Source organism: Nonomuraea sp. NPDC049646, from assembly GCF_044465525.1.
In the GTDB taxonomy this organism is placed as follows: domain Bacteria; phylum Actinomycetota; class Actinomycetes; order Streptosporangiales; family Streptosporangiaceae; genus Nonomuraea.
On sequence record NZ_JBITLU010000022.1, the window covers coordinates 128,763 to 152,733 of the forward strand.

Below are 23,971 nucleotides of genomic sequence, written 5' to 3' on the forward strand. Positions count from 1 at the left end.
TTCCGGTCATCTCCGGGATGGGCTCATCGCGGCGACACGGGGATCCGCACGGTGCGGATCCCGTCTCTGCACGTCATCTGAAGGAGATCGTTATGGCTACCGGTACCGTGAAGTGGTTCAACTCGGAAAAGGGCTTCGGCTTCATCGCGCAGGACGGCGGCGGCGCCGACGTCTTCGCCCACTACTCCAACATCGTCTCCAACGGTGGCTACCGTGAGCTGACCGAGGGCCAGAAGGTGGCCTTCGACGTCGTGCAGGGCCAGAAGGGCCCGCAGGCCGAGAACATCGTTCCCGCCTGACCTCACGCAGCCCGCGTCTGGGCCCGCACCTCTTCGGGGGTGCGGGCCCAGACCGCTTTCGGGGGCAATTGATCGGGTATGGACCGATCAGCTCCGCGCGGTTATGTTGCGAGAGCGTCAGGCAAGTTGTCAGACCGACGCCGGGGAGCACTACCAGGACTGCGTCTGAGAGGACCCTCGCATGTGCGGCATCGCCGGATGGGTGGACTTCGACCGCGACCTGACCGGCGAAGAGGCCACCGCCCTCGCCATGACCGCGACCATGAGCTGCCGGGGCCCCGACGACCAGGGCCTGCACCTCGAACCGCACGCCGCGCTCGGCAACCGCAGGCTCGCCGTCATCGACGTCGAGGGCGGCCACATGCCGATCGAGGCCGAGGGCCTGGCCGTCATCACCTACAGCGGCGAGGTCTACAACTTCCGCGAGCTGCGCGAGGAGCTGGCCGCCAAGGGCCACCGCTTCCGCACCAGGACCGACACCGAGGTCGTGCTGCGCGGCTACCTGGAATGGGGAGAGGGCGTCGCCGACCGGATCAACGGCATGTACGCCTTCGCCGTCTGGGACGAGCGCACGCAGGAGCTCGTGCTGATCCGCGACCGCATGGGCATCAAGCCGCTGTACTACTACCCCCTGCCCAACGGCGTGCTGTTCGGCTCCGAGCCCAAGGCGATCCTGGCCAACCCGCTGGCCCCGCCCGTGGTCGACCTCGACGGCCTGCGCCAGCTCCTCAGCATGGCCACCGTCCGGCAGCGGTCGGTCTACAAGGGCCTGTGCGAGCTGCCGCCCGGCCACCTCCTGCGCGTGGGCCGGCAGGGCGCGCGGCTGCGCCGGTACTGGTCGCTGGAGGGCCGCGAGCACACCGACGACCTCGACACGACCGTGCGCACGGTCCGCGAGCTGCTCGACGACATCGTCGGCCGGCAGCTCATCTCCGACGTGCCGCTCTGCACGCTGCTCTCCGGTGGCCTCGACTCCAGCGTCGTCACCGCGCTGGCCAGGACGCACGGCCCGATCCGCTCCTTCGCCGTGGACTACGCCGGTTACGCCGAGCACTTCCGGGCCGACGAGTACCGCGGCGACCCCGACCGGCCGTTCGTGCGGATGCTGGCCGAGCACGTCGGCTCCGAGCACACCGACATCGTCCTCGGGCCGGCGGAGCTGGCCGACCCCGGGCTGCGGGCCTCGGTCGTGCGCGCCTGGGACGCGCCGAGCTTCCTGGGCGACATGAACTCCTCCCTCTACATGCTGTTCCGCGCCATCCGCGAGCATTCGACCGTGGCGCTGTCCGGCGAGTCCGCCGACGAGATCTTCGGCGGGTACGCCTGGTTCCACCTGCCGCAGACGGTCGAGGCCGACACCTTCCCGTGGCTGGCGATGGTGATGCGCGAGCAGCAGCCGACCGACATGCTCGACAAGTCGCTGATCCGGCAGCTCGACCTGGACGCCTACACCGCCGACGGCTACCGTACGGCGCTGGCCGAGGTGCCCCACGTGGCCGGGCAGGACGCCCGCGAGCGGCGCATGCGCGAGATCTGCTACCTGCACCTGACCCGCTTCCTGCCCTTCCTGCTCGACCGCAAGGACCGGATGAGCATGGCCGTCGGGCTGGAGGTGCGCGTGCCGTTCTGCGACCACCGGCTGGTCGAGTACGTGTTCAACACGCCCTGGTCGATGAAGACGTTCGACGGCAGGGAGAAGAGCCTGCTGCGGGCGGCCGGGGCCGACCTGCTGCCCGAGCCGATCGTGCGCCGGGTCAAGGCCCCGTACCCGGTGACCCAGGACGTCGGCTACGAGCAGGCGCTCCGGGACGCGCTGCGCGAGCTGGCCGCCGACCAGGACGCCCCGGTGCTGCAACTGCTCGACGCCGACGCCGTCCGCGAGGCCGCCTTCGCGCCGGCCGAGAAGGTGACGACCACGATGAGCAGGTACGGCCTGGAGCTGGCGCTCGATCTGAACGTCTGGCTGACCACCTACGGCGTACGCCTGGAGCTGTAGCGGGCACACTGGGCGGATGACGTCCACTGATCATCTGCCGGCCACGCCGTTCGAGGAACAGTTGTGGGCGGCCCACCAGGACGGGCGGACCGCCCTGTGCCTGGGCCTGCTCCGCGACGCCGACCTGGCGTTGCCCATCACCGCCGCCGCGGCGGCCGGGACCGAGCCGCCCGCCTGGGCGACGGCCACGGACTCCGGCCGTACGTGGGTGCTTGCCTTCACCTCGGTCGAGGCGATGGTGACCGCGACCGGCGGCCTGGCCACGCACTGCCGGATCGTCTCGCCCGCCGAGCTGGCGGCCGGCTGGCCGGACCCGCGATGGGGGCTGGCGATCAACCCGGGCCTCGCGGCCTCGTTCCTGCTGGAGCCGGGGACGCTGGCCAGGCTGGCGGTGCCCACGCTCGTCCAGGACCTGCGGCTCGCACCCGGGTCGGGGGTGCCGGTGGTGCAGAAGCTGCTGTCCCCCGCCGACATCGGCGTCCTGCTGGCGACGGCCGAGCCGCGCGTCTCGGGCTACTGCCACCACGCCCTCGACGTCTCGCACATCGCCACGCCCACGGTGCTGGCCGACGCGCTGGGGCAGCGCGACATGCTGACCGAGAGCGGCTCGCTGAACATCCTGCGCTGGCATCCCGTCGGTCTCGACCTCTACCGCACCCCGTACGGCGGGCTCGACGAGGAGGGCCGGGACGCGGTCGCCGGCTGGGTGGTCGAGGAGCCGCCGTTCGTGGGCATGGGCCTGGTGCCCAACGTCGACCAGGTGATCCGCGAGTACAAGGTGTACGGCGTCGGCCTGCCGCACGGCGCGGAGATCTGGGAGCTCACCCATCAGGGCACCGAGCACCGGCGCGCCCTCTACCACGGCGACCTGCGGCGATGGCTGCTCATCGGCCGGAAGGCGGCGGCATGAGCCGGCACTTCTACCGCGCCCACTGGCGGGGCGCCGACTACGTGGCCAGCCCCGAGCCGCACCCCCTTGAGCTGTGGGTGCGCCTGCGCACCACCGGCCCGGCCGACGGCTTCGAGGAGGTCGAGCCCGGCTGCCACGTCCGCACGGTGCCGGTCACCGAGTGCGCGTCCCTGCAGTTCGTCACCACGGAGTGCACCTGGCGGGGCGAGCGGTTCCAGGTGCACGACGAGCGGGACGGCCTGCTCCTGCTCGAATACCTGGGCGGCTCCGCGCCCGCCGCGCTCGCGCTGGGGCTGGAGCGCGTCGAGCGGGGGGTGTACCGGGCCTGGGCCCCGCGGACGGAGATCACGGAGCTCCGTGAGGAAATTGTGGCGATAGGTCCACAGGATGGGCCTTTTTGAAGATTGACTCTTGTCTCCTGTTGTTCATGTGACAGAAACTGACCTGAAAGGTGCATGTGACGTAAGAAACACGCGGCATGGGGGCGGGGGTGTCATGGATTCTCCTGACGTGGCGGGGATGCGGGCATACGGCGACGAGCTGCGCGACATGTTCCGCCAGATCCAGGACGTGGGCATGGAGCTGCACCAGCAGGCCAAGGCCGTCCAGGTGACCGAGACCTCGCGGGACGGCCTGGTGTCGGTGACCGTCGGCTCGCGCGGCGAGCTGATCCGGCTCGACCTCGACCCCCGCATCTACCGCCGCCCCGACGCCCGGCAGCTCGCCGACACCATCGCCGAGACCACCCGGCTGGCCGCCGAGCGCGCCCAGGAGCGCGTCACCGAGATCTTCGAGCCGGTGATCCCGCGCGAGGACTTCGAGGCGCATCTGAGCGGCGACCTCGAAACCGTCATGGCCCGGCTCGCCGACCGCATGGGAGGCGCCCGATGAGGCCCTGGGACGGCACCCAGATCATCAAGCCCGTCGTGGACTCGGGCATCTCCCAGTGGACCACCGTGGCCGAGGACTGGGAGAAGGAGTCCGCGCGGCTGGTCGCCGCGGTCGTCGAGGCGCTGGCCGCCGCCCCCTGGGGCAACGGCGCCGAGGGCCAGGCGTTCAAGGACTCCCATTTCCGCGACGACGGCCCCAACCGCATGCTCAACCAGTGCGTCGAGCTGTCCAAGCAGATGATCGACGCGAGCGCCAGGCTGCGCGCGAGCATCGACAACACCCTCGGCGTGGACGCCGCCATCGAGCAAGACCTCAAAGCGCGAGAGGTCTGACGCGTGACGCACAGCGCCACCGGTCCCCAGGGGCCGACTTCCCACGGTTCGTCGGGTGTGCCCACCGTCCAGCCCCCGGTCCGCATCGACCGGGACGTGGAGCCGGTCTGGGAGACCGAGGTGCTGCCCGACTGGGTGACCAACTGGTTGATCCCGATGTTGTCGGCCGGTCAGAAGTGGCCGGAGGCGAGCGAGAGCGGGATGTCCAAGCTCGCCCATGCCTACCACGCGCTCGCCGCCGGGGCGATCGCCACCGCGCCGCGCGCCGGCTCGGCCGTGCGCACCGTGGCGACCGGCTGGTCCTCGCCCGCCAGCGCCGACTTCGTCTCCCGCGCCAAGTACCTGTACGGCCACGGGGCCGGCATGGCGGGCACGGCCGGCAAGTCGCAGGACTACCTGGGCCAGTCGGAGAACTTCGCGGTCGAGACCCAGTACTCCAAGCTGTCCGTCAACGTGGCGTTCTGGGTCACGGTCGTCGCCATCGCCATCGCGCTCTTCGTCGCCTTCTTCAGCGCCGGCGCCTCGACGGCGATCATCGGGCCGTACGCGGCCGCGGGCCGCGCGGCGATCAGCCGGATCCTGGTCCGGCTCGCCATGATCGGCGCCAGGGAGGTGGGCGCCGGCAAGCTGGCCCGGGTGACCGCGCTCAGCGGCGCCACCGGGCGCGGCCTCATCGCCCGGCTGCTCGGCTCCGCGATCGGCAAGGAGCTGGTCGAGGAGATCGGTGAGGAGTTCTTCATCGACGCCGCCGCCCAGTACCAGCAGATCCAGATGGGCACCAGGAAGGAATGGGACTGGAAGAAGTCCCAGGCGGCGATCATCGGCGCCGGCGGCGGCGCGCTCGCCGGCACCGCGCTGTCCGGGCCCATCTCCCGCCTCACCCGGCACATGCCCGGCTTCCCCGGCCGCGCGATGACCACCGGCCTGACCAACACGATCGCCTCCCCGGTCGGCAGCTTCTTCGCCAACGGCCTGGTGTACGGCCAGTGGGACAACCCGTTCACGACCGACTCCATCCTGGGCGGCTTCATGGGCGGCGCGGGGCGTACCGGGTCGATCAGCCCGTTCAACCCCGAGGTGTACACCACGCTGGCCAACCCGGTCACCGCCCTGGCCTCGGCCTACGACAGCGCGGCCCGTACCGACGCGGCCCGCGCGGGTGGCGGCGACCCCAGCGCCGGGGTCGGGAACCCGCCGGCCGGCGGGCCGGCCCCGTCGGGCGGCGGGCCCGTCGTGTCCACCGGGGCGGCGCCCTCCTCCAGCCAGAACGACGACGTCAGGCGCGGCACGCCGGCCACCTCCGCCCCCGACTCCGACGCCGGCCCGCGCCGCGGCTCCACCTCGCGGGACGACCGCCAGAACACCGACCGCGAGCCCCGGGCCGAGACGAACGAGGACTCGACCGACGACACCGCCGACGACGCCGCGGCGAACACCGACACGACGCCGCAGACCCCGGACCCGAAGGCGAAGAGCAGCTCCGCCCCGGCCCCGCAGACCGCCGCCCCTCAGACCCAGGACGACTCCCAGGACGACTCCCGGTCCCAGGACGACTCCCAGGACACCCGGCAGGACGACCAGCGGCGACCGGCCCCCCGGCAGGACGCCCAGCCCGCCCCGGCGGCCCAGCAGGACGCCCAGCCCGACACCCAGCAGAACCCGCAGCAGGACAACCGGCAGGGGCCGACCGCGCAGCAGGGCGACCAGCAGCAGGCGGCCGCCCCGCAGAACGACGACACCCCCGCCACCACGTCGGCCGCCGCCCCCGACGACGCGCCGCCGCCCACGCCCGTCCTGGCGACCGTCCGGGCCCGTAACGCGCTGATGAACTCGCTCGCCGTGGACTTCCCCGGCGCGGTCGTCGGCCCGAACGGCGACCTCCTCATCCCCTACCCCGACGGCACCGTACGGGTGATCCGCGCCGCCACCATGAGACGCGTGCGCGCCGCCCTGGACACCCGCGCCGACGAGGTCACCGACGCCGACGAGCTGCAGGCCGAGGCCACCGCGCTGGTGCTGCTGGCCCAGGAGACGGGCGAGACCCGGCAGCCCGCCACGAGCAGGCCGGGCACGGTCACGTCCAGGCCCGTCCCGGGCACCCGGCACGTCCCCGACGCCCGGCCGGGCACCTCGTTGCAGCCCGACGAGGTCGAGGCGGGCGCCGACGCGCTGCGGACGTCCCACTTCCTCAACCAGGACGTCGAGGACATCACCTGGTCGGCCGACGGCACGCTCGTCGTCCGGACCAGGAACAACGGCACCCACCACTTCCGCCCGGTCATCGGCGAGATGACCGAGGGGCTCATGGGCGAGACCGAGCTCTCGACCGGCGAGGACGCCCAGAACGCCCACGTCGTGCACTTCGCCCCCGGCATGAACCCGAGCCAGGTCTCCCGGGTCTGGCTGCACGAGATCACCGACACCCTGCAGAAGCTCCAGGAGGACACCGCCCCCGAGCGGCGCGGCTTCCTGCGCCGCAAGCCGGCGACCAGCGAGCCCACGCAGGACATGTGCGCCCAGGCCCAGCTCAACGAGCTGGCGTTCCTGGCCGAGCAGTGGCAGGCCGCGCCGACGCCGCAGGAGCAGCGGCTGCTCGCCCTCGACATCGACGGCGTGTCCCGCCAGCTCAGCGATCGCGGCCACACCCCGCCGCTGCCGCCGTGGGCCCCCAAGCCGGGGTCCCGGCCCACGCACGCGCCGCCGCTGCCGCAGGGCCGCCCGGCGCGCGAGGAGCTGCCGGCCGTCATCGACGCGCTCAAGCGGGCCGAGGCGGCGATGCAGGAGCAGATCGACGCCAAGCGGAAGAGCGCCGAGGAGGCCAAGGAGGCGATCCGCAAGTCGCGGCAGGAGGCGCGGAAGGCCGACAGGCAGCACGACCAGGGCCACGCGGAGCGAGCGCGCAAGGCGCGGGCGGAGAGCCGCACCCATCGCGCCACCCGGGAACGGCACACCAGGATCGCCGACGCGTACGAGGTCGCGCTGCGCGAGGCGACCCGGACCCGGAAGACGTACGAGCAGCTGCTCACGGCGTTGAACGAGATCGAGAACCCGAGCGCGCCCGCCGGGCCGGTCGGCATGCGGCCCGTCGCCGAGCGGCTGGCCAACCAGGTCCTGCGGCAGCACGCCGCGTACCTGGACGCGCTGGCCGCCGCGTTGCCCCAGGAGATCAACCTGGCCGCGGCCCAGCCGACGGGCCGGCTGGCCCACGTGTCCGCCCTCACCACCGCCGTCAACGACCTGCTGGCCGACAACGGCATCGGCCACAGGTTCACGACGCACGAGCTGGAGAGGGCGATCCGGGCGGACTTCCACAAGGCCGTCTCCGCCGACGGCCTCGTCGTGCAGGTGGGGCAGCACGGCAAGGCGGCCGAGGTGCGCATCAAGCTGACGCTCGCCGACCTGGTCGAGGTGCTCGATCCGGCCATCAAGGGGTCGGAGATGATGGTGGGCCTGTTCCACCAGGCCGGCCGTACGGCCTCGGTCACCCAGGCGGGCAGCGGCGGGCTGTCGATGGGCTTCGACACCAGCGTCCTGGCCCAGTTCCTGCCCGAGGACACCGCGACGCGGATGATGACCGAGCTGTTGGGCGTCGGCATCGGCGCCTCGATCGGGCGCAACTGGTCGAACGGCGGCGGAGCCGGCATGTTCGCCCAGACGGGCTCGGTCACCGACAACCGGAGCGAGTCGCTGCTGTTCGACGCCGCCGCCACCTGGACGGCCGAGATCCGCACCGGCCAGGAGGAGAACTGGCGGGGCACCGTCACGGTCGACTCCGGCGCTCCCGGTGACTCTTCGAGCCAGCGGTTGTGGTTCTCGCACTCCGCCACCGACCAGCCGCCGCGCAGGCTGGAGTGGATCGACAGGGCCAAGCGCCGCAAGGAGATGCCCAACGTCGTCGTCCAGAGCATGAGCGACCTGGAAGGCGCCGTCGACATGCTCGCGGACGTGCTCGGCGGCGACTACGCCGAGATCGGCACCTCGGCCCGCGACGCGCTGCGCGGGTTCGTCACCCACAACCTGCCCCACAGCCTGCGGACCGCGGTCAACGAGGGGCTGGAGCGCGTCTTCACCAAGAACGGCGAGCCGCAGGTCCGGGTACGCGCCGAGAGCCGGGTCGTGGTGGAGCTCTCCGAGCCGGTCGGCGGCTCGACCTCCGAGGAGTGGGAGGAGGAGGTGCTGGTCGACTTCGTCGCGACACCCGCGAGCGCGTCCTCGGGCGCCTCGCTCGAAGGCAGCGCCTCGGCCGGGTTCAACGCCCCCGGGCTGGCGGCCGTGGATCTCGGCGGGTACCAGCCCAAGATCGGCCCCAAGGCCAACGGGGCGAGAGGGGCGTCGCGGTCGTACTCGGCCACGGCCAACAAGCAGGCGATCCACCCCAGCGTGCGCCGCATGACCCACCCCATGCAGAGCTACCGGCTCGTGGTGGTCACCACGTTCACCGTGGAGCGGTTCGGCGAGCCGCCCGTCACGTTGACGCCGGTGCGCAGCACGGCGCTGGCCGACATGCGCGAGAAGGCCGCCTTCGATTTCGGCCTGCCCGTGGACAGCGCCGCGCTGGTCCGCAAGAACGGACAGCCGGTCACCGACGCCAACGGCGTGCCGGTCCTGCGCGGCGACCCCAACCCCGCCCCGCCGCCCGGCCGCAAGCCGGAGCTGCCCGTATGGCTGGGCGAGGGGCCGGGGAAGATGCGCGGCGCGGGCCCGGCGCTGGTGGAGGAGATCGAGGGGCTGGCGGAATTCCGGGAGAAGGTCCTGGAGGAGCTGGCCAAGCGGGGGGTCATCCCCAAGGTCGTGAACGGCGTGCCGGAGTACGCCACCAACGATCTCGCCCGCGCCAGCCAGATCCTCAACCGGCAGGAGCTCATGGAGCAACTGTCGGAGCAGCGGATCCGCGCCGCCTACGACTCCCTGGCTCAGGACGGCATCGTCCTCGACCTGACGCTGCACGGTCTCAACGCCGCCCCCGAGCACTACATGCTGCACCTGTCGCTGCAGCAGGACTTCGACGACGTGACCTACGTCGGGCACACCGACACCCAGACGGTGGTCAACCTCGACATCGGCTCCGACACCTCGGCCCGCGGCATCAGCAGGTCCAGGACGTACAGCGGCGGCGCGTCGGTCAGCGAGAGCGACGGCCCGAACAAGGGTCAGGACGGCCTCACGCACGAGGTCGGCGTCAACGGCGGCGGCAACCGCACCCGTACGGCGGGCTCCAGCGCCGGCGGCACGACCAACATCGTGACCCTGGAGGAGAGCAGCGGCCCGGTCGCGATCTTGAAGCTGGGCCACCGCATGACCGCCGACCTGCTGCACAACGGCACGACGACGACGATCGCGACCACCGAGGGCTCGGCCCGGCTCGTCTTCGCCGCCGACCTGCTCCCGTCGACGAAGGAGACGCCGCCCACGCCGATCGGGCGGATGACCCCGAAGCTCAGGTCCATCGCACAGGTGCTGCACGTGGACGTGGGCCGTCCCCTGGACGCGGCCCGCCAGGTGCTGCCACGCGGCACGACCGCCGACTCCGTGGCCCTCCAGCACCTCATGACGTTCCTGAACGTGCGCAACCTGGTCGCCCATCCGAAGCTGCTGAACCGACCGTTCACCACGGACGGCGCGATCCGGCCGAACGGCGGCCCCACGCGCTCGTCGCTGTCGGTGTCCGGCGAGATCGGCGAGACCGAGGTGCTGGGCCTCTTCGACCCCGTCACCGGCAAGATCAAATTCGGGCTCGGCAGCGCGGGGATCTCGTGGGGCGGCTCGTCCGGTTTGTCCGCGGGGATGTCGACGAGCGCCTCCGACCTCGACGACGGCGGCACGACCAGCGACGGCGGCTCGCTCTCGCTGCCCTCCCGGTCCGGCGGCACGTCCGAGTCCACCTCGCTCCTGGACATCTGGGGCAGCGAGGAACTGGTGATCAAGTATGGCCGCCACTACATGCTGCGCAGCACCGTCGATCTCACCCTCACCGGCTCCGAGAGCGCCGAGCACGGGGTGCCGACCGGCGAGCGCATCCCCGTCAGCGGGCCCAGGACGCAGACCGTCTCCGGCACCGCGCTGTTCGCCGTCGCCGAGGACGACGCGCTGCTGATGTACGGGGAAGGCGACCTCGACCTGCCGCTCCACCTGGTCGGCGACGCGGTCGAGCGGTTCCTCAACGGCAGCCTGGCCCTCGACCGGAGCATCGCGGTCCCGCTGGTGCAGCGCTACGTCAAGGACATGGCGCAGTCGGGGGTCACCAACGAGTACACCGAGCGCCATACCCCGCAGGCCCTGCTGACCAAGCTCAAGGAGGTCGCCGGGCTCGGCTCCCCCGCCCCGGGAAGCCCGCAGGAGAAGCTCGACCAGGCCCTGGACGACGCCGCCCAGCAGCTCGAACGCTCCAGGGACGTGGTGCTCGCACCGCCGTACGACCAGTCGGTGGGCGCGAGCGCGACCGAGTCGCTGACCCTGACGGACGAGAACGGCAACCCGGTCGACGTGATCGACGCGGTCCGGAGCGCCGTGCAGGACGCCGTGCCCGGGGCGCTGGAGGAGAGCACCACCCTCGGCGAAGAGCTGAACGTCGACTTCTCCGAGGACGCCGCGGTGATCCACGTCACCGACATGTGGTCGTCGCGGGGCTTCGAACGCAGCTACCACGTCCAGCAGGGCGCGCAGGTGACGCAGGCCGAGGAGGTGACGGTCAGGGTACGCCTGGAACCCGTCGGCGACCCGCGCACGGCCAGGCTCCTCAGCCAGACGTCGCAGGCCGGTCTGATCGTCCAGCACTACCGGTACACCGACCAGACGCATTCGGAGTCGTACAACGGGTCCTATTCGGCCGGCCTGGATTCGAGCACCGGCGATCCGGCCGGCGGCCAGGGCGGCGGCCTGTCCACCGACCGCGGACGCGGGTACTCCGGCTCCACCAACCACCAGAACACGCGGTTGCAGCGGATCGGCCTGTTCAACGGGCTGACCCAGGTGGAGCAGCAGATGCGGGTCGTCATCGAGGTGGAGCGCCGTCCCGTACGGGGAGGCAGGATCCCGGCCGGCGCCAAGAAGACCGCCGACAGGCTCCGGCGCAGGCCGCGCGCCACGCCGCCGGTCGTCTACAACGCCACGCTGGTGCGGCGCGTCCCGACCGGCATGACCAGGCCTGTCGCCGAGGATCCGGGGCCGGTCGTCAGGAACACCGACCCCCGGCAGGCCGAGCTGCACCCCGGCTTCTTCACGCAGGCGTTGCGGGAGGACCCGGCCAAGCCCAGCCTGTACGAGGTCGTCACCGCCCAGCTCACCAAGATGCTGGGCGCGGCGGCGGTCCAGGAACGCCGTCCCGAGCTGATCAGGCGGCTGGCGCCGTCGGCGCTGCTGACCGCGTTCGAACGGATGACGGACCCCGCCGGCGAGCCGCTCGTCCCGGTGTCCAGGCAGAAGTTCAAGGACCAGGGCGCGACGGTCACCGTCCACGCCCGCACGTCCGACCTGACGATCGTGGCCGGGCCGTACGACGGGGAGAAGGGGCAGGTCGACCGGCAGGCCGACGCCCAGAACGTGACCGTCTCCCGCGGGCACACGACCCCGGTGGGCTGGGGCGTCAAGGGGTCGGACAAGTCGACCGGGGTGAACGGCGGCGTCAAGGGCGGCGAGCAGACGTCCGAGAACGTCAGCGACCACCACGGGGCGCGCCGCGAGCGCAGCATGTTCGAGAAGGGCAAGCTCTACACCGTACGTCTGCGGGTGGACTACGACCTCGACTTCCAGTACATGGCGCGGCTGCGCGACGGCAACGAGCACCCGGTCGGCGACCCCGTGCACCTGCCGGGCGCATCGACCGGCGAGGTGGACGTGGTCATGTTCGGGGAGGAGATCGAGGAGCTGCGCGAGCGCATGGCGGCGGGCGTACGGCTCGGGCCGCCGCGCCCCGGCGGCCCGCCGCCCGCGACGTTCACCTTCGTGCCCGCCTCCGACAACCAGAACCCGATCCAGACCCTCCAGGAGGCCCGCCTGGCCGCCCGCGACCGCGGCGAGGTGGCCAGGGTGGCGGTCCGGGAGGCCGACGGCCTGCACCGCTACCGCGTCCTGCCGGACGGCTCCGTGTACAGCGAGACGGCCGACGGCGGCTACGCCGACGCGTTCGCGGGCCTGGCGCCCGACCTGCTGGACGCGGCCGCCGGCGCCGGGCTGAACCTGCGCGACGTCTACATGAACCCGAGCACGGAGGGCACATTCACCGAGCAGGTCCAGGCCGCGCTCGCCGCCCTCGACGCCCTCCCCGCGCCCGCCCCGCCGCCCGCCTGGCCCGCCCCCGCCCCCGCCCCCGCCGCTGCCGCCGAGCACACGAACCCGGTGGGCGGCAGCGTGGCGCAGGGCGTGACGCCGGCCGCCGGGATGCCGTCCCCCGCGATCGAGAACACGCCGTTCAGCAGGTCGGCCCGCCCCGAAGGGGTTCCCGACCTGAGCCTGGACGAGCTGCGCGGCCAGCCCCTGTCCGCCGTCGACCTCGGCGGCGCCGCCGCCCACGTGGGCTGGACCGGGGGCGACGTCCTGACCGTCCAGGTGCCCGGCGCGCCTGACCAGCACGTCCGCGTGGAGGTCGGGGAGCCGGGCGAGGGCCTGAACGCGGTCACCGTGCCGCGCGCGGGCACCGCCGAGGAGCCGCACCTGCTGCGGATCTGGGGGCGCGTGCACCCGGACCTGGTGTCGTCGGTCCTGGTCCACGACCTCTCGCACGTCGTCCAGACGGCGACCGCGGCGGCCGCCGGCATGCCGCAGGGCGTGCTCAGGACGTCGCCGCAGGGCGAGCAGACCGAGGGCACCGACCTGTGCCTGCTCCCCCGCATGGACGAGCACGCCCACCTGTCCGACAAGTGGCACGCCACCACCGACCCGGCCCGGCGCGAGCGCCTGGCGGCGGCGATCGACGCCGTCGCCGAGGACATCCGCCGGCGCGGCCACACCCCGCCGGCCCCGCCGTGGGGCACCGGGCCGCGCGCGCCGGTCGCCGCCGAGCCGCAGAGCCGGATCGCCCGCCTGCTCAGCGGCGGCTCAGCAACCGGCCTGGACACCTCGCCGCCCGGCCTGGGCAAGCTGGCCGAGATCGCCGGCGTGCCCGCCATCACGCCGGGCGCCGTCAACGGCGCGACCCCGCACGCGGGGCCGGCGGACACGTTCACGGTGACCGCCCCCGGCGGCGAGTTCACGCTGACGCTGGCCGAGGCCGCGCCCGGCGCGACCGGGGTGACCGTCGAGTCGAGCGCTCCCGGCCACCTGACGCTGCGGGTGCCCGCCGACGCCGGCTCCCGGGCCGCGACGGCCGTGGCCGAGCACGTCGCGGCCCATGCCGCCACGCTCGCGGGCGACCCGGCCACCGGCCGTCCGGCGCAGAACCGTCCCGCCGAGGGCGGGCGGCCCGGACCGGCCGAGGCGGCGGCGCTGGCCCGGCTGCGCGGGCTGGCGCGGGCGGTCGCCGAGGCGGGCCCGACCCGCTCGCGCGCCGAACGGGCGGCGCTCCAGGAGGAGGCCCGGCGGCTGGGGCTGACCGGCGACCACCAGGGCGCGCCGTCCAGGCTGGCGGAGCTGTCCCGCTCGGGCGACCTCACGCCCGCGCACGTCACGGCGATCCGCGGCCACGCGACGCTCCCCGAGACGGCCGCCGCCGGAGCCGTCGCACGGGCCGCCGCCCTCATGGGCGGGCGCGCCGTGATCCACGGCCCCGGCCTGCTCGACATCGTGCTGCCCGGCCGGGCGCCCATCACCGTGGACGTCCGGCGGCCCGGATCCGGCGAGCCCGACCCCGGCGTGCTGACCTTCGACGTGGACCCGGCCCGCACGGTCGGCGCGAACGAGCGGGCCGCCGCAGGGACGGCCGCCGCCGCCGTCGCCCGCGCGCTGGGCCTGCCGCCCGCCGACAGCCAGGAGCTGGCCGAGCTGCACGAGGCCGTGCGCCAGGCCCGCGTGGCCAACACCAGGCAGCGTCCGGGCCGCCTCGGCGTGCTGTTCGACCTGGTCACCGAGGCCCGCCCGGAGATCCTGCGGCTGCTCCCGCCGCAGGTGGCCACCGAGCTGGCCACCCTGGCGGACGGCCGCCGCCCCCGCGACCTGCCCGCCCTGCTGGACCGGATCCGCGTGCTGGCGAACGCGACCGGCTGGCACCGGCCCGAGGCGGAGTGCGTGTGCCCGGACGACGGCCCGTGCGTGTGCGGCCTCCGGCTGAACGACACCCCGCCGGTGACGCCGGATCCCGAGGCGGTGGCGGTGTGACAGGCGGGACGTCGGGCATCATGAGAACCCCGAGGAGAGGACGGCTATGACTTTCGCGGTGGCGCGGACGAGGGACGAGGCGCATCTCTACCTCGACCTCAACCCCTGCGCCTGCGGGTCCACCGACACGACCTGGCGCAACGGGCTGGTCGACGTCGAGGGCGAGCTGGTCAACCGCTACTTCGGCTCGTGCGAGGAGTGCGGCACGCCGCGCGAGTTCGTGTTCGGGCTGCCGGAGCGTCCGGTGATGCCCGCCGGGTTCCCGACGTTCGGCGGCCCCGAGCCGTCGGAGCTGCTCGACGCGGGCGAGTGGTTGTGGGTGGCCGACCTGACGGCGAGCGACGTGCCGGTGGCCGACCGGGCCGAGGCCCTGCGCACGCTGAGGATCGCCGCCGCGGCGGTGGAGGAGGTCGTCAAGTTCGTGCCGGCGGGCGCGGACGCGGTTCCCGACGACGGGTTCTGGTCCGAACGCGGGCAGGGGGTGCGGGCGGCCGAGCCCGGCAGGTTCCAGCTCGACCGGCTGCTGGTCGTCCGCGACACCTACCAGTCGCTGGCGGGTGAGTATGCCTGAGCAGGGTCTGGGCCGCTCGCTCGTCGAGGCGTACGTCTACATCGACCTGGTGGCCCACTCCGGCACGCCGGGCGCCTCGCGCGGCGCCACCGTCACCCAGGACGCCGAGAGCCTGCGGGTGCGGCTCGGCGACGTGGAGGTCGAGGTCCCCGTCGAGGCCGAGCGCGGGGCCAGGGAGACCGGCGCGACGTTCGGCACCGGCCTGTCGGAGCTGCTCGACCCCGGCCAGTGGGTGCTGATCGCCACCACGTACGCGAGCCGCGCCCTGGAGGAGGGCCTGTTCTACGCCGCCGGCCCGGCCTCCCCCGAGCAGTACGACGCCGTGGCGACCGGCTGGCGCTTCGCCGCCGACGCCTTGGCCGAGGCGCTGAAGTTCTTCCCGCCGGGGGCCGCCGAGCTGCCGCCCGACGCCTTCTGGAGCGACCTGGGCAGGACCGTGCGCGAGAGCGAGCCGCAGCGCCTGACCCGGGCGAAGCTGGAGGACGACCTGGCCTTCTACCGCAAGAGCCTCGAAGACTTCGAAAGCCTGCACGCAAGGCCCTGACCGGCAGAGTGCGCCTCCCGGAGGGTAAGGCTCTCATTACCGATTGGCTACTCTACTTTTAGTAGCTGAATAACTACTTTCGGTAATGTCCTGCTCCTCCTCAGGGAAGGCGCGCCATGCCCCAGCACGCCGCGGTCCCGCGGCTCCCGACCGGCCCCACCGGCCTCGGAACCTCCGCGCTCCACCTTCCACCCCCCGCATCGATCCCCGCGCCGGTCCCCGCGCCGCGGCAGCTCCCGGCGCCCGTCCCCTACGTCGAGCGGGAGTGGGGCGACGGCTCCTACCCGCCGCTCTACTGCCCCGAGACGGTCCGCGACGACCCGGCGCTCGGCGCGGAGGTCGACCGGCGGCTCGTGGCGTGGGCCGAGAAGGTGGGCCTGCACGCCGGGCGGATGGACGAGTTCGCCGCCACCGGGTTCGGCCGGCTGGCGATGCTCGCCCACCCCGACAGCGACGACCCCGACCTGCTGCTGATCGCGGCGCAGCTGAACACCGCCTGGTGGGCGGCCGACGACTACTACGCCGACGAGACCGACCTCGGCGCGAGCCCGACGGAGCTGCCGCCGCGCCTGGCGCTCGTCATGTCGGCCATGGACCCGCCCCCGCCCGCCGGCGTGTACACCGAGCAGCTCGAAGCGGCGATCGAGGCCGACCCCGTGCTGGTCGCCCTGCGCTCGGCCACCGGCCACCTGTCCCGCCACGGCACCCCGTCGCAGGTCATGCGGGCCTGCAACACCACCTTCCAGATGTACGTGAGCTGGACCGCCTACGCCGCCTGGCGCTACCTGGAGACCCCGCCGCCCGTCTGGCGCTACCTCGCGGCCCGGCAGCACGACAGCTTCTACACCTCCATGACCCTCATCGACGTCGTCGCCGCCTACGAGCTGCCCGCCAACCTGTTCTACGACCGGCGCTTCCACACCGCGCTCATGCAGGCCGGCACGGCCAGCGTCATCGTCAACGACCTCCACTCGGTCGCGCGGGAGGCGGCCGACGAGCTGCCCGACTCCAACGTCGTCCTGCTCATCGCGGGTGAGGAGAAGTGCTCCGCGCGCGAGGCCACCGAACGCGCCGTCGCGCTGCACAACGACTTCGTCAAAGGCTTCGAGACCAGCCAGCGCGAGCTCGCCGCCGTTCCGTCCGTGGAACTGCAGCGATTCCTGCGCGGCGCCCAGGGCTGGATGGCCGGTTGCCTCGAATGGCACGGCAGCAGCAGCCGCTACCACTCATGACGACCGGCCGCCCCCGGCCGGAAAGGAGCTCTTCCCAGGTGACCGTCAACACCCAGTCCCCCGTCCTCACGAGCCACTACCAGCACTCCGTCGCCAGCTACTGGAACGCCGAGAAGAACCCGGTCAACCTGCGCCTGGGCGACGTCGACGGCCTGTACCACCACCACTACGGCATCGGCGAGGTGAACTGGACGGTACTCGACGGCCCCGAGGACACCCGCGAGGACCGCATCGTCAAGGAGCTCCACCGCCTGGAGACCGCCCAGGCCGACCTGCTGATCAGCCATCTCGGCCCGCTCGAACCCCACCACCGGGTGCTCGACGCCGGCTCCGGCCGCGGCGGCAGCAGCCTCCTGGTCAACATGCGGTACGGCTGCGAGGTCGACGGCGTGTCCATCTCCGAGTCGCAGGTCGCCTTCGCCAACGACCAGGCCAAGAAGCGCGGCGTCGACGACAAGGTGCGCTTCCACTTCCGCAACATGCTGGAGACCGGCTTCGAGACTGGATCGTTCCAGGCGAGCTGGAACAACGAGAGCACCATGTACGTCGAGCTGTCCCTGCTGTTCGCCGAGCACGCCCGGCTGCTGCGCCGGGGCGGCCGGTACGTCTGCGTCACCGGCTGCTACAACGACGCCTACGGCCTGCCGTCCCGGGCGGTCAGCCAGATCAACGCCCACTACATCTGCGACATCCACCCCCGCAGCACGTACTTCGAGCAGATGGCGGCCAACCGGCTGGTCCCGGTCAGCGTCGTCGACCTGACGGCGGCCACGATCCCGTACTGGGAGCTGCGCGCCCGCACCCACCTGGCCACGGGCATCGAGCAGTCCTTCCTCGACGCCTACAAGAACGGCAGCTTCCAGTACCTGCTCATCGCGGCCGACCGCGTCTGATCAACCGGCCACCGCGGCGGCCAGCTCCCACGGGTCGTGGGCCGAGAAGACGCTCACCTGGTCGCCGTGGTCCCGCACCAGCTCCCGCAGCCGGGCCTGGGTGCCGAGCCGCAGGTCGTGATGGACCTCGGAGCGGGTCTGCACGACGTCCATCAGCGGGTGCGGATGCGGGTCCTGCCGGAGCTCGCGGTGGTAGTAGTAGGCGTCGCCGCAGTGCAGGAGCCAGCGGTCCCCGTCGCGGACGGCGACGCCGGTGTGCCCGGCGGTGTGCCCGCCGAGGGGGACCAGCCTGATGTCCTCGGGCAGGCCGTCGAGCTTGATCGAGGCGAAGCCGAACCAGTCGTCGTTCGCCTCCGGGGTGTAGGTGACCCAGTCGGGGCCGTGCGCCCAGTGGGCCGGGCGGTAGCGGTAGCTCGGGGCCTCGGCCAGCGCCGCCTCCAGCTCGGCGGCCAGCAGGTGCACCCGCGCGCCGGGGAAGTCGGGCAGCCCGCCGCAGTGGTCGACGTCGAGGTGGGTGACGATGACGTGGCGCACGTCGTCCGGGCGGTAGCCGAGCCGGGCGACCTGGCGTACGGCGGTCTCCTCCTCGTCCAGTGCGGGCTCGGCCATGGCCACCCAGTCGGCGCCCAGCGTGCCGGCCGGGTCGCGCACGTCGCCGAGCCCGAGCCCGGTCTCGACCAGCACGAGCCCGTCGGCCGGGGTCTCCACCAGCAGGCAGTGGTTCACGGCGGGGGTGGCGGGCGGGCCGTCGTAGGTGGCTTCGATCGTCCGTACGGATCCGCAGTTCAGGTGATGAATCCTCATGGGGACGATCGTCGTACTTGAACCGCGGTTCAAGTCAACTTCAGCCGCCCGCCATCATGTCGCCGAAGGCGCGGGCCGCCGGGCCCGAGGTGAACAGCCGGTCGAGCCGCGCCCTGGCCAGCCGGCGGCGGAACGGCCCGGCCAGCGTCTCGTCGCCGGCCTCGTGGGTCATCTCCGTCATCCAGCGGGAGAACTCCTGGTGCCGCCACACCCGTTCCAGGCAGGTGGCGGAGTAGGCGGCCAGCGGCTCCTCGTCGCCCTCGCGCAGGGCGGCGCGCAGCGCGCGGGCCAGCACGTCGGCGTCGGCCACCGCCAGGTTCATGCCCTTGCCGCCCATGGGCGTGATGATGTGGGCCGCGTCGCCGACCAGGAAGAGCCGGCCGTAGCGCATCGGGTCGACGACGTGGCTGCGCATCTCGACGAACGCCTTCTCCCCGATCGGGCCGTCGGGCAGGCCGTCGTCGGCCAGGCGCAGCCGCAACTGGGCCCAGATCCGCTCGTCGGGCCAGTCGGCGGCGGTGGCGTCGGGGGTGCACTGGAGGTAGAAGCGGCTGGCCCGCGGGCCGCGCGGGAAGTGGGCGGCGAACCCGTGGGCCGTGATCGCCATGAGCGGGTAGCCCGGCGGCGGGACGTCGGCGAGCACCGTCAGCCAGCCGATGCCGTAGTCGTGGGAGTAGGTGGTGAGGGCGTGCGCGGGCACGCCGGCCCGGCTGACGCCGTGATGGCCGTCGCAGCCGGCGACGTAGGAGCAGGCGATCTCGTGGGTGACGCCGCCCGCGTCGCGGTAGGTGACCGCCGGCGCGGGCCCGTCCACGCCGCGCGGGGTCACCTCGGCCGCCTCGAACCGCAGGTCGCCGCCGGATTCAAGGAGCCGTGCCAGCAGCCTGCCGACGAGCACCTGCTGCGGCACGAGCCGGCCCGTCCTGCCCTCGGTGATCGCGGGGACGTCGAGGAAGCGCCGCTCGCCGTCGACGCGGAACTCGAACCTGGTCTCCTGCGGCATGCCCGCCAGGACGGCGTCGGCCAGGCCCCACTCCTCGAAGACGCGGGCGCCGTGGTGGTCGAGGATGCCCGCGCGCTGGCGCTGCTCGACGTAGGGGCGGCTCTGCCGTTCGAGCACCACGCACCCGACGCCGGCCTGGCGGAGCAGGCTCGCCAGGGTCAGCCCGGCCGGACCGGCTCCGATGACGACGACCTCGGTCTGCTCTCGCCTGCTGGTCTCCCCGGACATGGCGGTCCTTTCGCCTCGGTGACGCGCAGTGGTACCCGGCCAGGATGATCACGATGATAGTCCGTGCGGTCACCACCGCACCGGGAGACTGAGCACCCCGTGGACGTCGGTGCCGGCGCGCACCGGCACCTCCTCGGGCGCGACGGCCAGGCGCAGGCCGGGGAAGCGGGTGACGAGCGCGGGCAGTGCCGTGCGCAGCTCCACCCGGGCGAGCTGCTGGCCGAGACACTGGTGGATGCCGTGGCCGAAGGACAGGTGGCCGGTCGCGTCGCGGCGCAGGTCCAGGCGGTCGGGGTCGGCGTACCTGCGGGGGTCGCGGTTGGCGGCCGACAGGGACACGACGACCGACTCGCCGGCCCTGATCAGCCAGCCGGCCAGCTCGACGTCCTCCAGCGCGGCCCGTACGACGGTGTGGGCGATGGTGAGGTGGCGCAGCAGCTCCTCCACGGCCCGGGGCGCCCGCTCCGGCTCCGCCCGCAGCACGTCGAGCTGGGCGGGGTCGCTGAGCAGCGCGTACGTGCCGAGCGCGAGCATGTTGGCGGTGGTGTCGAGCCCGGCGGCCAGCAGGAAGGTGCCGACGCCGGCCAGCTCCTCGTCGGTGAGGTCGGTGGCGGTCAGGTCGCCGAGCAGGTCGTCGGCGGGTTCGTCGCGCTTGGCCTGGACCAGGCCGTCGATGTACCGCTGGAGCTCGCCGTAGGCGGCGAACTGCTCCTGCTCGTCGGTGTCCACCCCGGTCAGCGCGGCGGCGTGGTGCTGGAAGTTGTCGCGGTCGGCGTACGGGACGCCCAGCAGCTCGCAGATCATCAGCGCGGGGATGGGCTGGGCGAAGACGCGTACCAGGTCGGCGGGCGGGCCGAGGCGTTCCATGGCGTCCAGGTGGTCGGCGGTGATCTGGCGTACGCGTTCGGTGAGCAGGTTCATCCTGCGGACGGTGAACCTGCCGGTGAGCAGCCTGCGGTAGCGGGTGTGCTCGGGGGCGTCGAGGCCGGTGAGGTCGCCGGGCGGGGCGGCCGGCAGCGGGCCCATCGCGGCCGTCGGGTGGTGCAGGAACTCGTAGCGGGAGCTGAACCGCCGGTCCGCCAGCACCGCCCTGACCTCGGCGTGGCCGGTCACCAGCCAGCCGCGGTGGCCGTCGGGGAAGGCCAGCGGGGTGACGGGCGCCTGCTCGCGCAGCTCCGCCAGGCCCGCGGGCGGGTCGAAGGGGCAGCCCGCGGAGCGGGTGACGGGAAGCGTGACGGGGGCGTCGTTCATGAGGATCTTCCTTTCAGTGGGTCGCGGTGAGGGACGGTTCCTGGGCCGGCTCGCGTTCGCCGCGCATCACGACCAGCGCCAGGACGGCGGCGGCGACCACCCCGGCCGCGCTGATCCCGAAGGCGGCCGACATGGCCGAGGTGAACGCCTCGCGGGCCGCCTGGGCCAGACCGGCGTCGCCGAGCGCGAGCGCGTCGCCGATCGAGCGCCGGGCCGCCTCGGGCGCGCCCGCCGGCATCCCCCGCGTGTAGGCCCCGGCCAGGACGCTGCCGAGGACGGCCACGCCGAGCGCCGCGCCCGCCTGCTGGATGGTGTCGTTGAGCGCCGAGCCGACGCCGGCGTGCTCGGGCGGGATGGTGCCCATCAGCGCGGCGATGGCCGCGGGCATCGCCAGACCGCCGCCCGCGCCCATCACGAACAGGGCCGTGCCGGTGAGGAGGATGCCGCTGCCGGCGGAGACCGTGGCGAGCAGGCCGAACCCGGCGGCGCAGACGAGCAGCCCGGTGACGATCATGGGACGGTTGCCGAGCCGGGCGCCGAGGCTCGCGCCCAGACCGTTGAACAGCAGCGAGGCGACCGCCATCGGCAGGAACGCCAGCCCGGCCGCGGTGGGCGTGTAGCCGAGCACGTACTGCAGGTACTGGGTGAGCACCAGCAGCAGCCCGCCGTTGCCGATCTGGACGAGGGTCAGGGAGAAGCTGCCGCCGCTGAACGTGCGGTCGCGGAACAGGGCGAGCGGGACCATCGGATGCGGCGTGCGCAGCTCCCAGATCACGAAGCCGGCCAGGGAGAGCACGGTGAGGGCCAGGGCCGGCCAGGACACGCCGTGCGGCAGCTCGATGATCGTCCACACCAGGGCGGACATGCCGGTCGCCGACAGGATCACGCCCAGCGGGTCGGGCTTCGTCCAGGGGCCCTTCGACTCGGGCATGAGCAGCAGTGAGGCGACGATGGCCAGCAGCGCGACCGGCACGTTGATCAGGAACACCGCGCCCCACCAGAACCAGGCGATCAGCGCGCCGCCCAGGACCGGGCCGCCGATCATGCCGATCATGGCCACCGCGCTCCAGACGGCCATCGCCTTGCGGCGCTCGGCCTCGTCGAACACGGTGATCAGGATCGACAGCGTGCTCGGCATGATCAGTGCGCCGCCGACGCCCATCGCGGCGCGGGCCGCCACGAGCTGCGCCGGATCGGCGGCGTAGGCGGCCAGCAGGGACGCGGCGCCGAAGAGGGCCAGACCGATGATCATCACCCGGCGCCGGCCGTAGCGGTCGGACAGGCTGCCCGCGGTCAGCAGCAGGCCGGCGAAGACCAGGATGTAGGAGTCGAGGATCCATTGCAGGTCCTGGGCGTCGGCGCCCAGGTCGGCCGCCAGGGGCGGGACCGCCACCGTCAGCACCATGTTGTCCACGACCAGCACCAATGCGCTGAGGCACAACACCACCAGGATCCACCAGCGGCGGTTCATGGGTCTCTCCCCTTCGACTTGCGTACGTCGCTCTCGGAATGCGCACACTGTACGCATACGAAAGAGATGTACGCAAGCAGGTGTTCGCTGATGCGTACAGCGTGCGCTAGGGTCGGGTCATGCCAGCATCGCAGCCTCCTGTCCCCTCGGTCTGGGTCCGTCAGCGCCGGCAGCGGGAGCGGCCCGCGCTCAGCCTCGGCCGGATCGTGTCCGAGGCCGTCGCGCTGCTCGACGAGGAGGGGCTGGAGGCGCTGAGCATGCGCAGCCTCGGCACCCGGCTCGACGCGGGCGCGACCTCCCTCTACCGCCACGTCGCCAACAAGGACGAGCTGATCGAGCTGGTCGTCGACGAGGTCTACGGCGAGCTGCGGGTGCCGTCGGTCGAGGAGGCGGGCGGCTGGCGCGACGGGCTCGCCGGGTCGGCCCACAGCCTGCGGTCGGTGATCCTGCGCCACCCGTGGATGGGGTCCGTGCTCGGCCAGGTCGGGCTCACCAACCTGGGGCCCAACGTGATGCGGCGCTCGGAGGACCTGCTGGCGCTGGCGCACTCGGCCGGGTTCGTCCCCGGCGAGGCCGACCGGGCGGTCAACACCGTGCTGGCGTACGTGGTCGGCGTGGCCATCAGCGAGGCGGCCTACCTGTCGACGCTGGCCCGCAGCGGCCGTACCGAGCAGGAGTGGATCGACGCCGTCCGGCCGATCACCGAGCAGGCCTTCGAGGACCACCCGTGGATGCGGGCGGAGTACGAGGCCAAGGGGTTCGACGACCCGGAGCGCGTCCGGGAGGAGGACTTCCGCTACGGCCTCGACCGGGTGCTCGACGGCCTGCAGGCCCGGCTCGACTCGTCGGCCGGCTGACCCGCGCCGGGCGTCCGGGCGTGAGAGCCTCGGCGTCATGGAAATCTGGATCAACCCCGGCTGCTCCAAGTGCCGTTCGGCCCTGTCGATCCTCGACGCCGAGTCGGCCGACTACAAGGTCCGCCGCTACCTGGAGGACCCGCCGTCGCCGGACGAGCTGCGCGCCGTCCTGGCGCGGCTCGGGCTGGAGCCGTGGGACATCACCCGTACGGGCGAGCCTGTCGCGGCCGAGCTGGGCCTCGACGCCTGGCCGCGCGACCTGGACGCCCGCGAGCGCTGGATCGCCGCGCTGTCGGCGCACCCGATCCTGATCCAGCGGCCGATCATCACCGCCGACGACGGGCGCACCGTGATCGGCCGCACCGAGGAGGCCGTGCGCGGCACGCTGCCCGGCCAGGACGCCGTGCGCGGCACGCTGCCCGGGTGAGCGGCGGGCCCGGC

The 23,971-nt window shown here is 73.0% G+C and carries 17 protein-coding genes; 13 read left to right on the forward strand and 4 right to left on the reverse strand.

Going from position 1 to position 23,971, the window contains the following annotated elements; genetic code table 11:
• Nucleotides 1–92 precede the first annotated feature (92 nt).
• The 11 genes from ACIBQ8_RS44390 to ACIBQ8_RS44440 all read left to right on the forward strand — a co-directional run bounded on the left by ACIBQ8_RS44390 (nucleotide 93) and on the right by ACIBQ8_RS44440 (nucleotide 17,916).
• Nucleotides 93–299 carry a cold-shock protein gene (locus tag ACIBQ8_RS44390; RefSeq protein ID WP_055509312.1) on the forward strand — a complete coding sequence of 69 codons (207 nt, stop codon included), beginning with the start codon at nucleotides 93–95 and terminating at the stop codon, nucleotides 297–299.
• A 181-nt stretch (nucleotides 300–480) separates the two neighbouring features.
• Nucleotides 481–2,295, forward strand: a complete 1,815-nt coding sequence (asnB, locus tag ACIBQ8_RS44395; RefSeq protein ID WP_397179176.1) for an asparagine synthase (glutamine-hydrolyzing) — start codon at nucleotides 481–483, stop codon at nucleotides 2,293–2,295.
• A gap of 16 nt (nucleotides 2,296–2,311) precedes the next feature.
• Nucleotides 2,312–3,205 (forward strand): SseB family protein, encoded by an 894-nt coding sequence (locus tag ACIBQ8_RS44400; protein WP_397195147.1) that lies wholly within the window; start codon nucleotides 2,312–2,314, stop codon nucleotides 3,203–3,205.
• The gene (locus ACIBQ8_RS44405; RefSeq protein ID WP_397195148.1) at nucleotides 3,202–3,606 is read left to right on the forward strand and encodes a hypothetical protein; all 405 of its coding nucleotides are present in this window, start codon (nucleotides 3,202–3,204) and stop codon (nucleotides 3,604–3,606) included. Before ACIBQ8_RS44400 ends, ACIBQ8_RS44405 begins: the two co-directional genes overlap by 4 nt.
• Nucleotides 3,607–3,700: 94 nt before the next feature.
• Entirely contained in the window at nucleotides 3,701–4,096 is a 396-nt protein-coding gene (locus ACIBQ8_RS44410) for a YbaB/EbfC family nucleoid-associated protein (protein WP_397179173.1), read from the forward strand.
• Nucleotides 4,093–4,428: a hypothetical protein gene (locus ACIBQ8_RS44415; protein ID WP_397179172.1), complete on the forward strand. Its 336-nt coding sequence runs from the start codon at nucleotides 4,093–4,095 to the stop codon at nucleotides 4,426–4,428. Before ACIBQ8_RS44410 ends, ACIBQ8_RS44415 begins: the two co-directional genes overlap by 4 nt.
• Nucleotides 4,429–4,485: 57 nt before the next feature.
• Nucleotides 4,486–14,676, forward strand: a complete 10,191-nt coding sequence (locus ACIBQ8_RS44420; RefSeq protein ID WP_397195149.1) for a hypothetical protein — start codon at nucleotides 4,486–4,488, stop codon at nucleotides 14,674–14,676.
• Between the two features lie 46 nt (nucleotides 14,677–14,722).
• Nucleotides 14,723–15,247, forward strand: a complete 525-nt coding sequence (locus ACIBQ8_RS44425; RefSeq protein ID WP_397179170.1) for a hypothetical protein — start codon at nucleotides 14,723–14,725, stop codon at nucleotides 15,245–15,247.
• Nucleotides 15,240–15,791 carry a hypothetical protein gene (locus ACIBQ8_RS44430; RefSeq protein ID WP_397179169.1) on the forward strand — a complete coding sequence of 184 codons (552 nt, stop codon included), beginning with the start codon at nucleotides 15,240–15,242 and terminating at the stop codon, nucleotides 15,789–15,791. The genes ACIBQ8_RS44425 and ACIBQ8_RS44430 overlap by 8 nt, the downstream gene beginning before the upstream one ends.
• Before the next feature lie 116 nt (nucleotides 15,792–15,907).
• A complete protein-coding gene (locus ACIBQ8_RS44435; protein ID WP_397195150.1) occupies nucleotides 15,908–17,023 on the forward strand; it encodes a family 2 encapsulin nanocompartment cargo protein terpene cyclase in 1,116 nt (371 codons plus the stop codon).
• The gene (locus ACIBQ8_RS44440; RefSeq protein ID WP_397155697.1) at nucleotides 17,020–17,916 is read left to right on the forward strand and encodes a geranyl diphosphate 2-C-methyltransferase; all 897 of its coding nucleotides are present in this window, start codon (nucleotides 17,020–17,022) and stop codon (nucleotides 17,914–17,916) included. Before ACIBQ8_RS44435 ends, ACIBQ8_RS44440 begins: the two co-directional genes overlap by 4 nt.
• Here ACIBQ8_RS44440 and ACIBQ8_RS44445 read toward each other — a convergent pair whose 3' ends face one another.
• From ACIBQ8_RS44445 to ACIBQ8_RS44460, 4 genes are all read right to left on the reverse strand, one after another.
• Nucleotides 17,917–18,720, reverse strand: a complete 804-nt coding sequence (locus ACIBQ8_RS44445; protein WP_397195151.1) for an MBL fold metallo-hydrolase — start codon at nucleotides 18,718–18,720, stop codon at nucleotides 17,917–17,919.
• Between the two features lie 40 nt (nucleotides 18,721–18,760).
• A complete protein-coding gene (locus ACIBQ8_RS44450) occupies nucleotides 18,761–19,951 on the reverse strand; it encodes a 4-hydroxybenzoate 3-monooxygenase (RefSeq protein ID WP_397179166.1) in 1,191 nt (396 codons plus the stop codon).
• A 69-nt stretch (nucleotides 19,952–20,020) separates the two neighbouring features.
• Nucleotides 20,021–21,202 (reverse strand): cytochrome P450, encoded by a 1,182-nt coding sequence (locus ACIBQ8_RS44455; protein ID WP_397195152.1) that lies wholly within the window; start codon nucleotides 21,200–21,202, stop codon nucleotides 20,021–20,023.
• Between the two features lie 13 nt (nucleotides 21,203–21,215).
• The gene (locus ACIBQ8_RS44460) at nucleotides 21,216–22,673 is read right to left on the reverse strand and encodes an MFS transporter (protein ID WP_397195153.1); all 1,458 of its coding nucleotides are present in this window, start codon (nucleotides 22,671–22,673) and stop codon (nucleotides 21,216–21,218) included.
• Nucleotides 22,674–22,792: 119 nt separating this feature from the next.
• Between ACIBQ8_RS44460 and ACIBQ8_RS44465 the strand changes: the two genes are divergently transcribed.
• Both ACIBQ8_RS44465 and ACIBQ8_RS44470 read left to right on the forward strand, forming a co-directional pair.
• Nucleotides 22,793–23,530, forward strand: a complete 738-nt coding sequence (locus ACIBQ8_RS44465) for a TetR/AcrR family transcriptional regulator (RefSeq protein WP_397179163.1) — start codon at nucleotides 22,793–22,795, stop codon at nucleotides 23,528–23,530.
• 37 nt (nucleotides 23,531–23,567) lie between these two features.
• Nucleotides 23,568–23,957, forward strand: a complete 390-nt coding sequence (locus tag ACIBQ8_RS44470; protein WP_397195154.1) for an arsenate reductase family protein — start codon at nucleotides 23,568–23,570, stop codon at nucleotides 23,955–23,957.
• The last annotated feature ends 14 nt before the right edge of the window (nucleotides 23,958–23,971 follow it).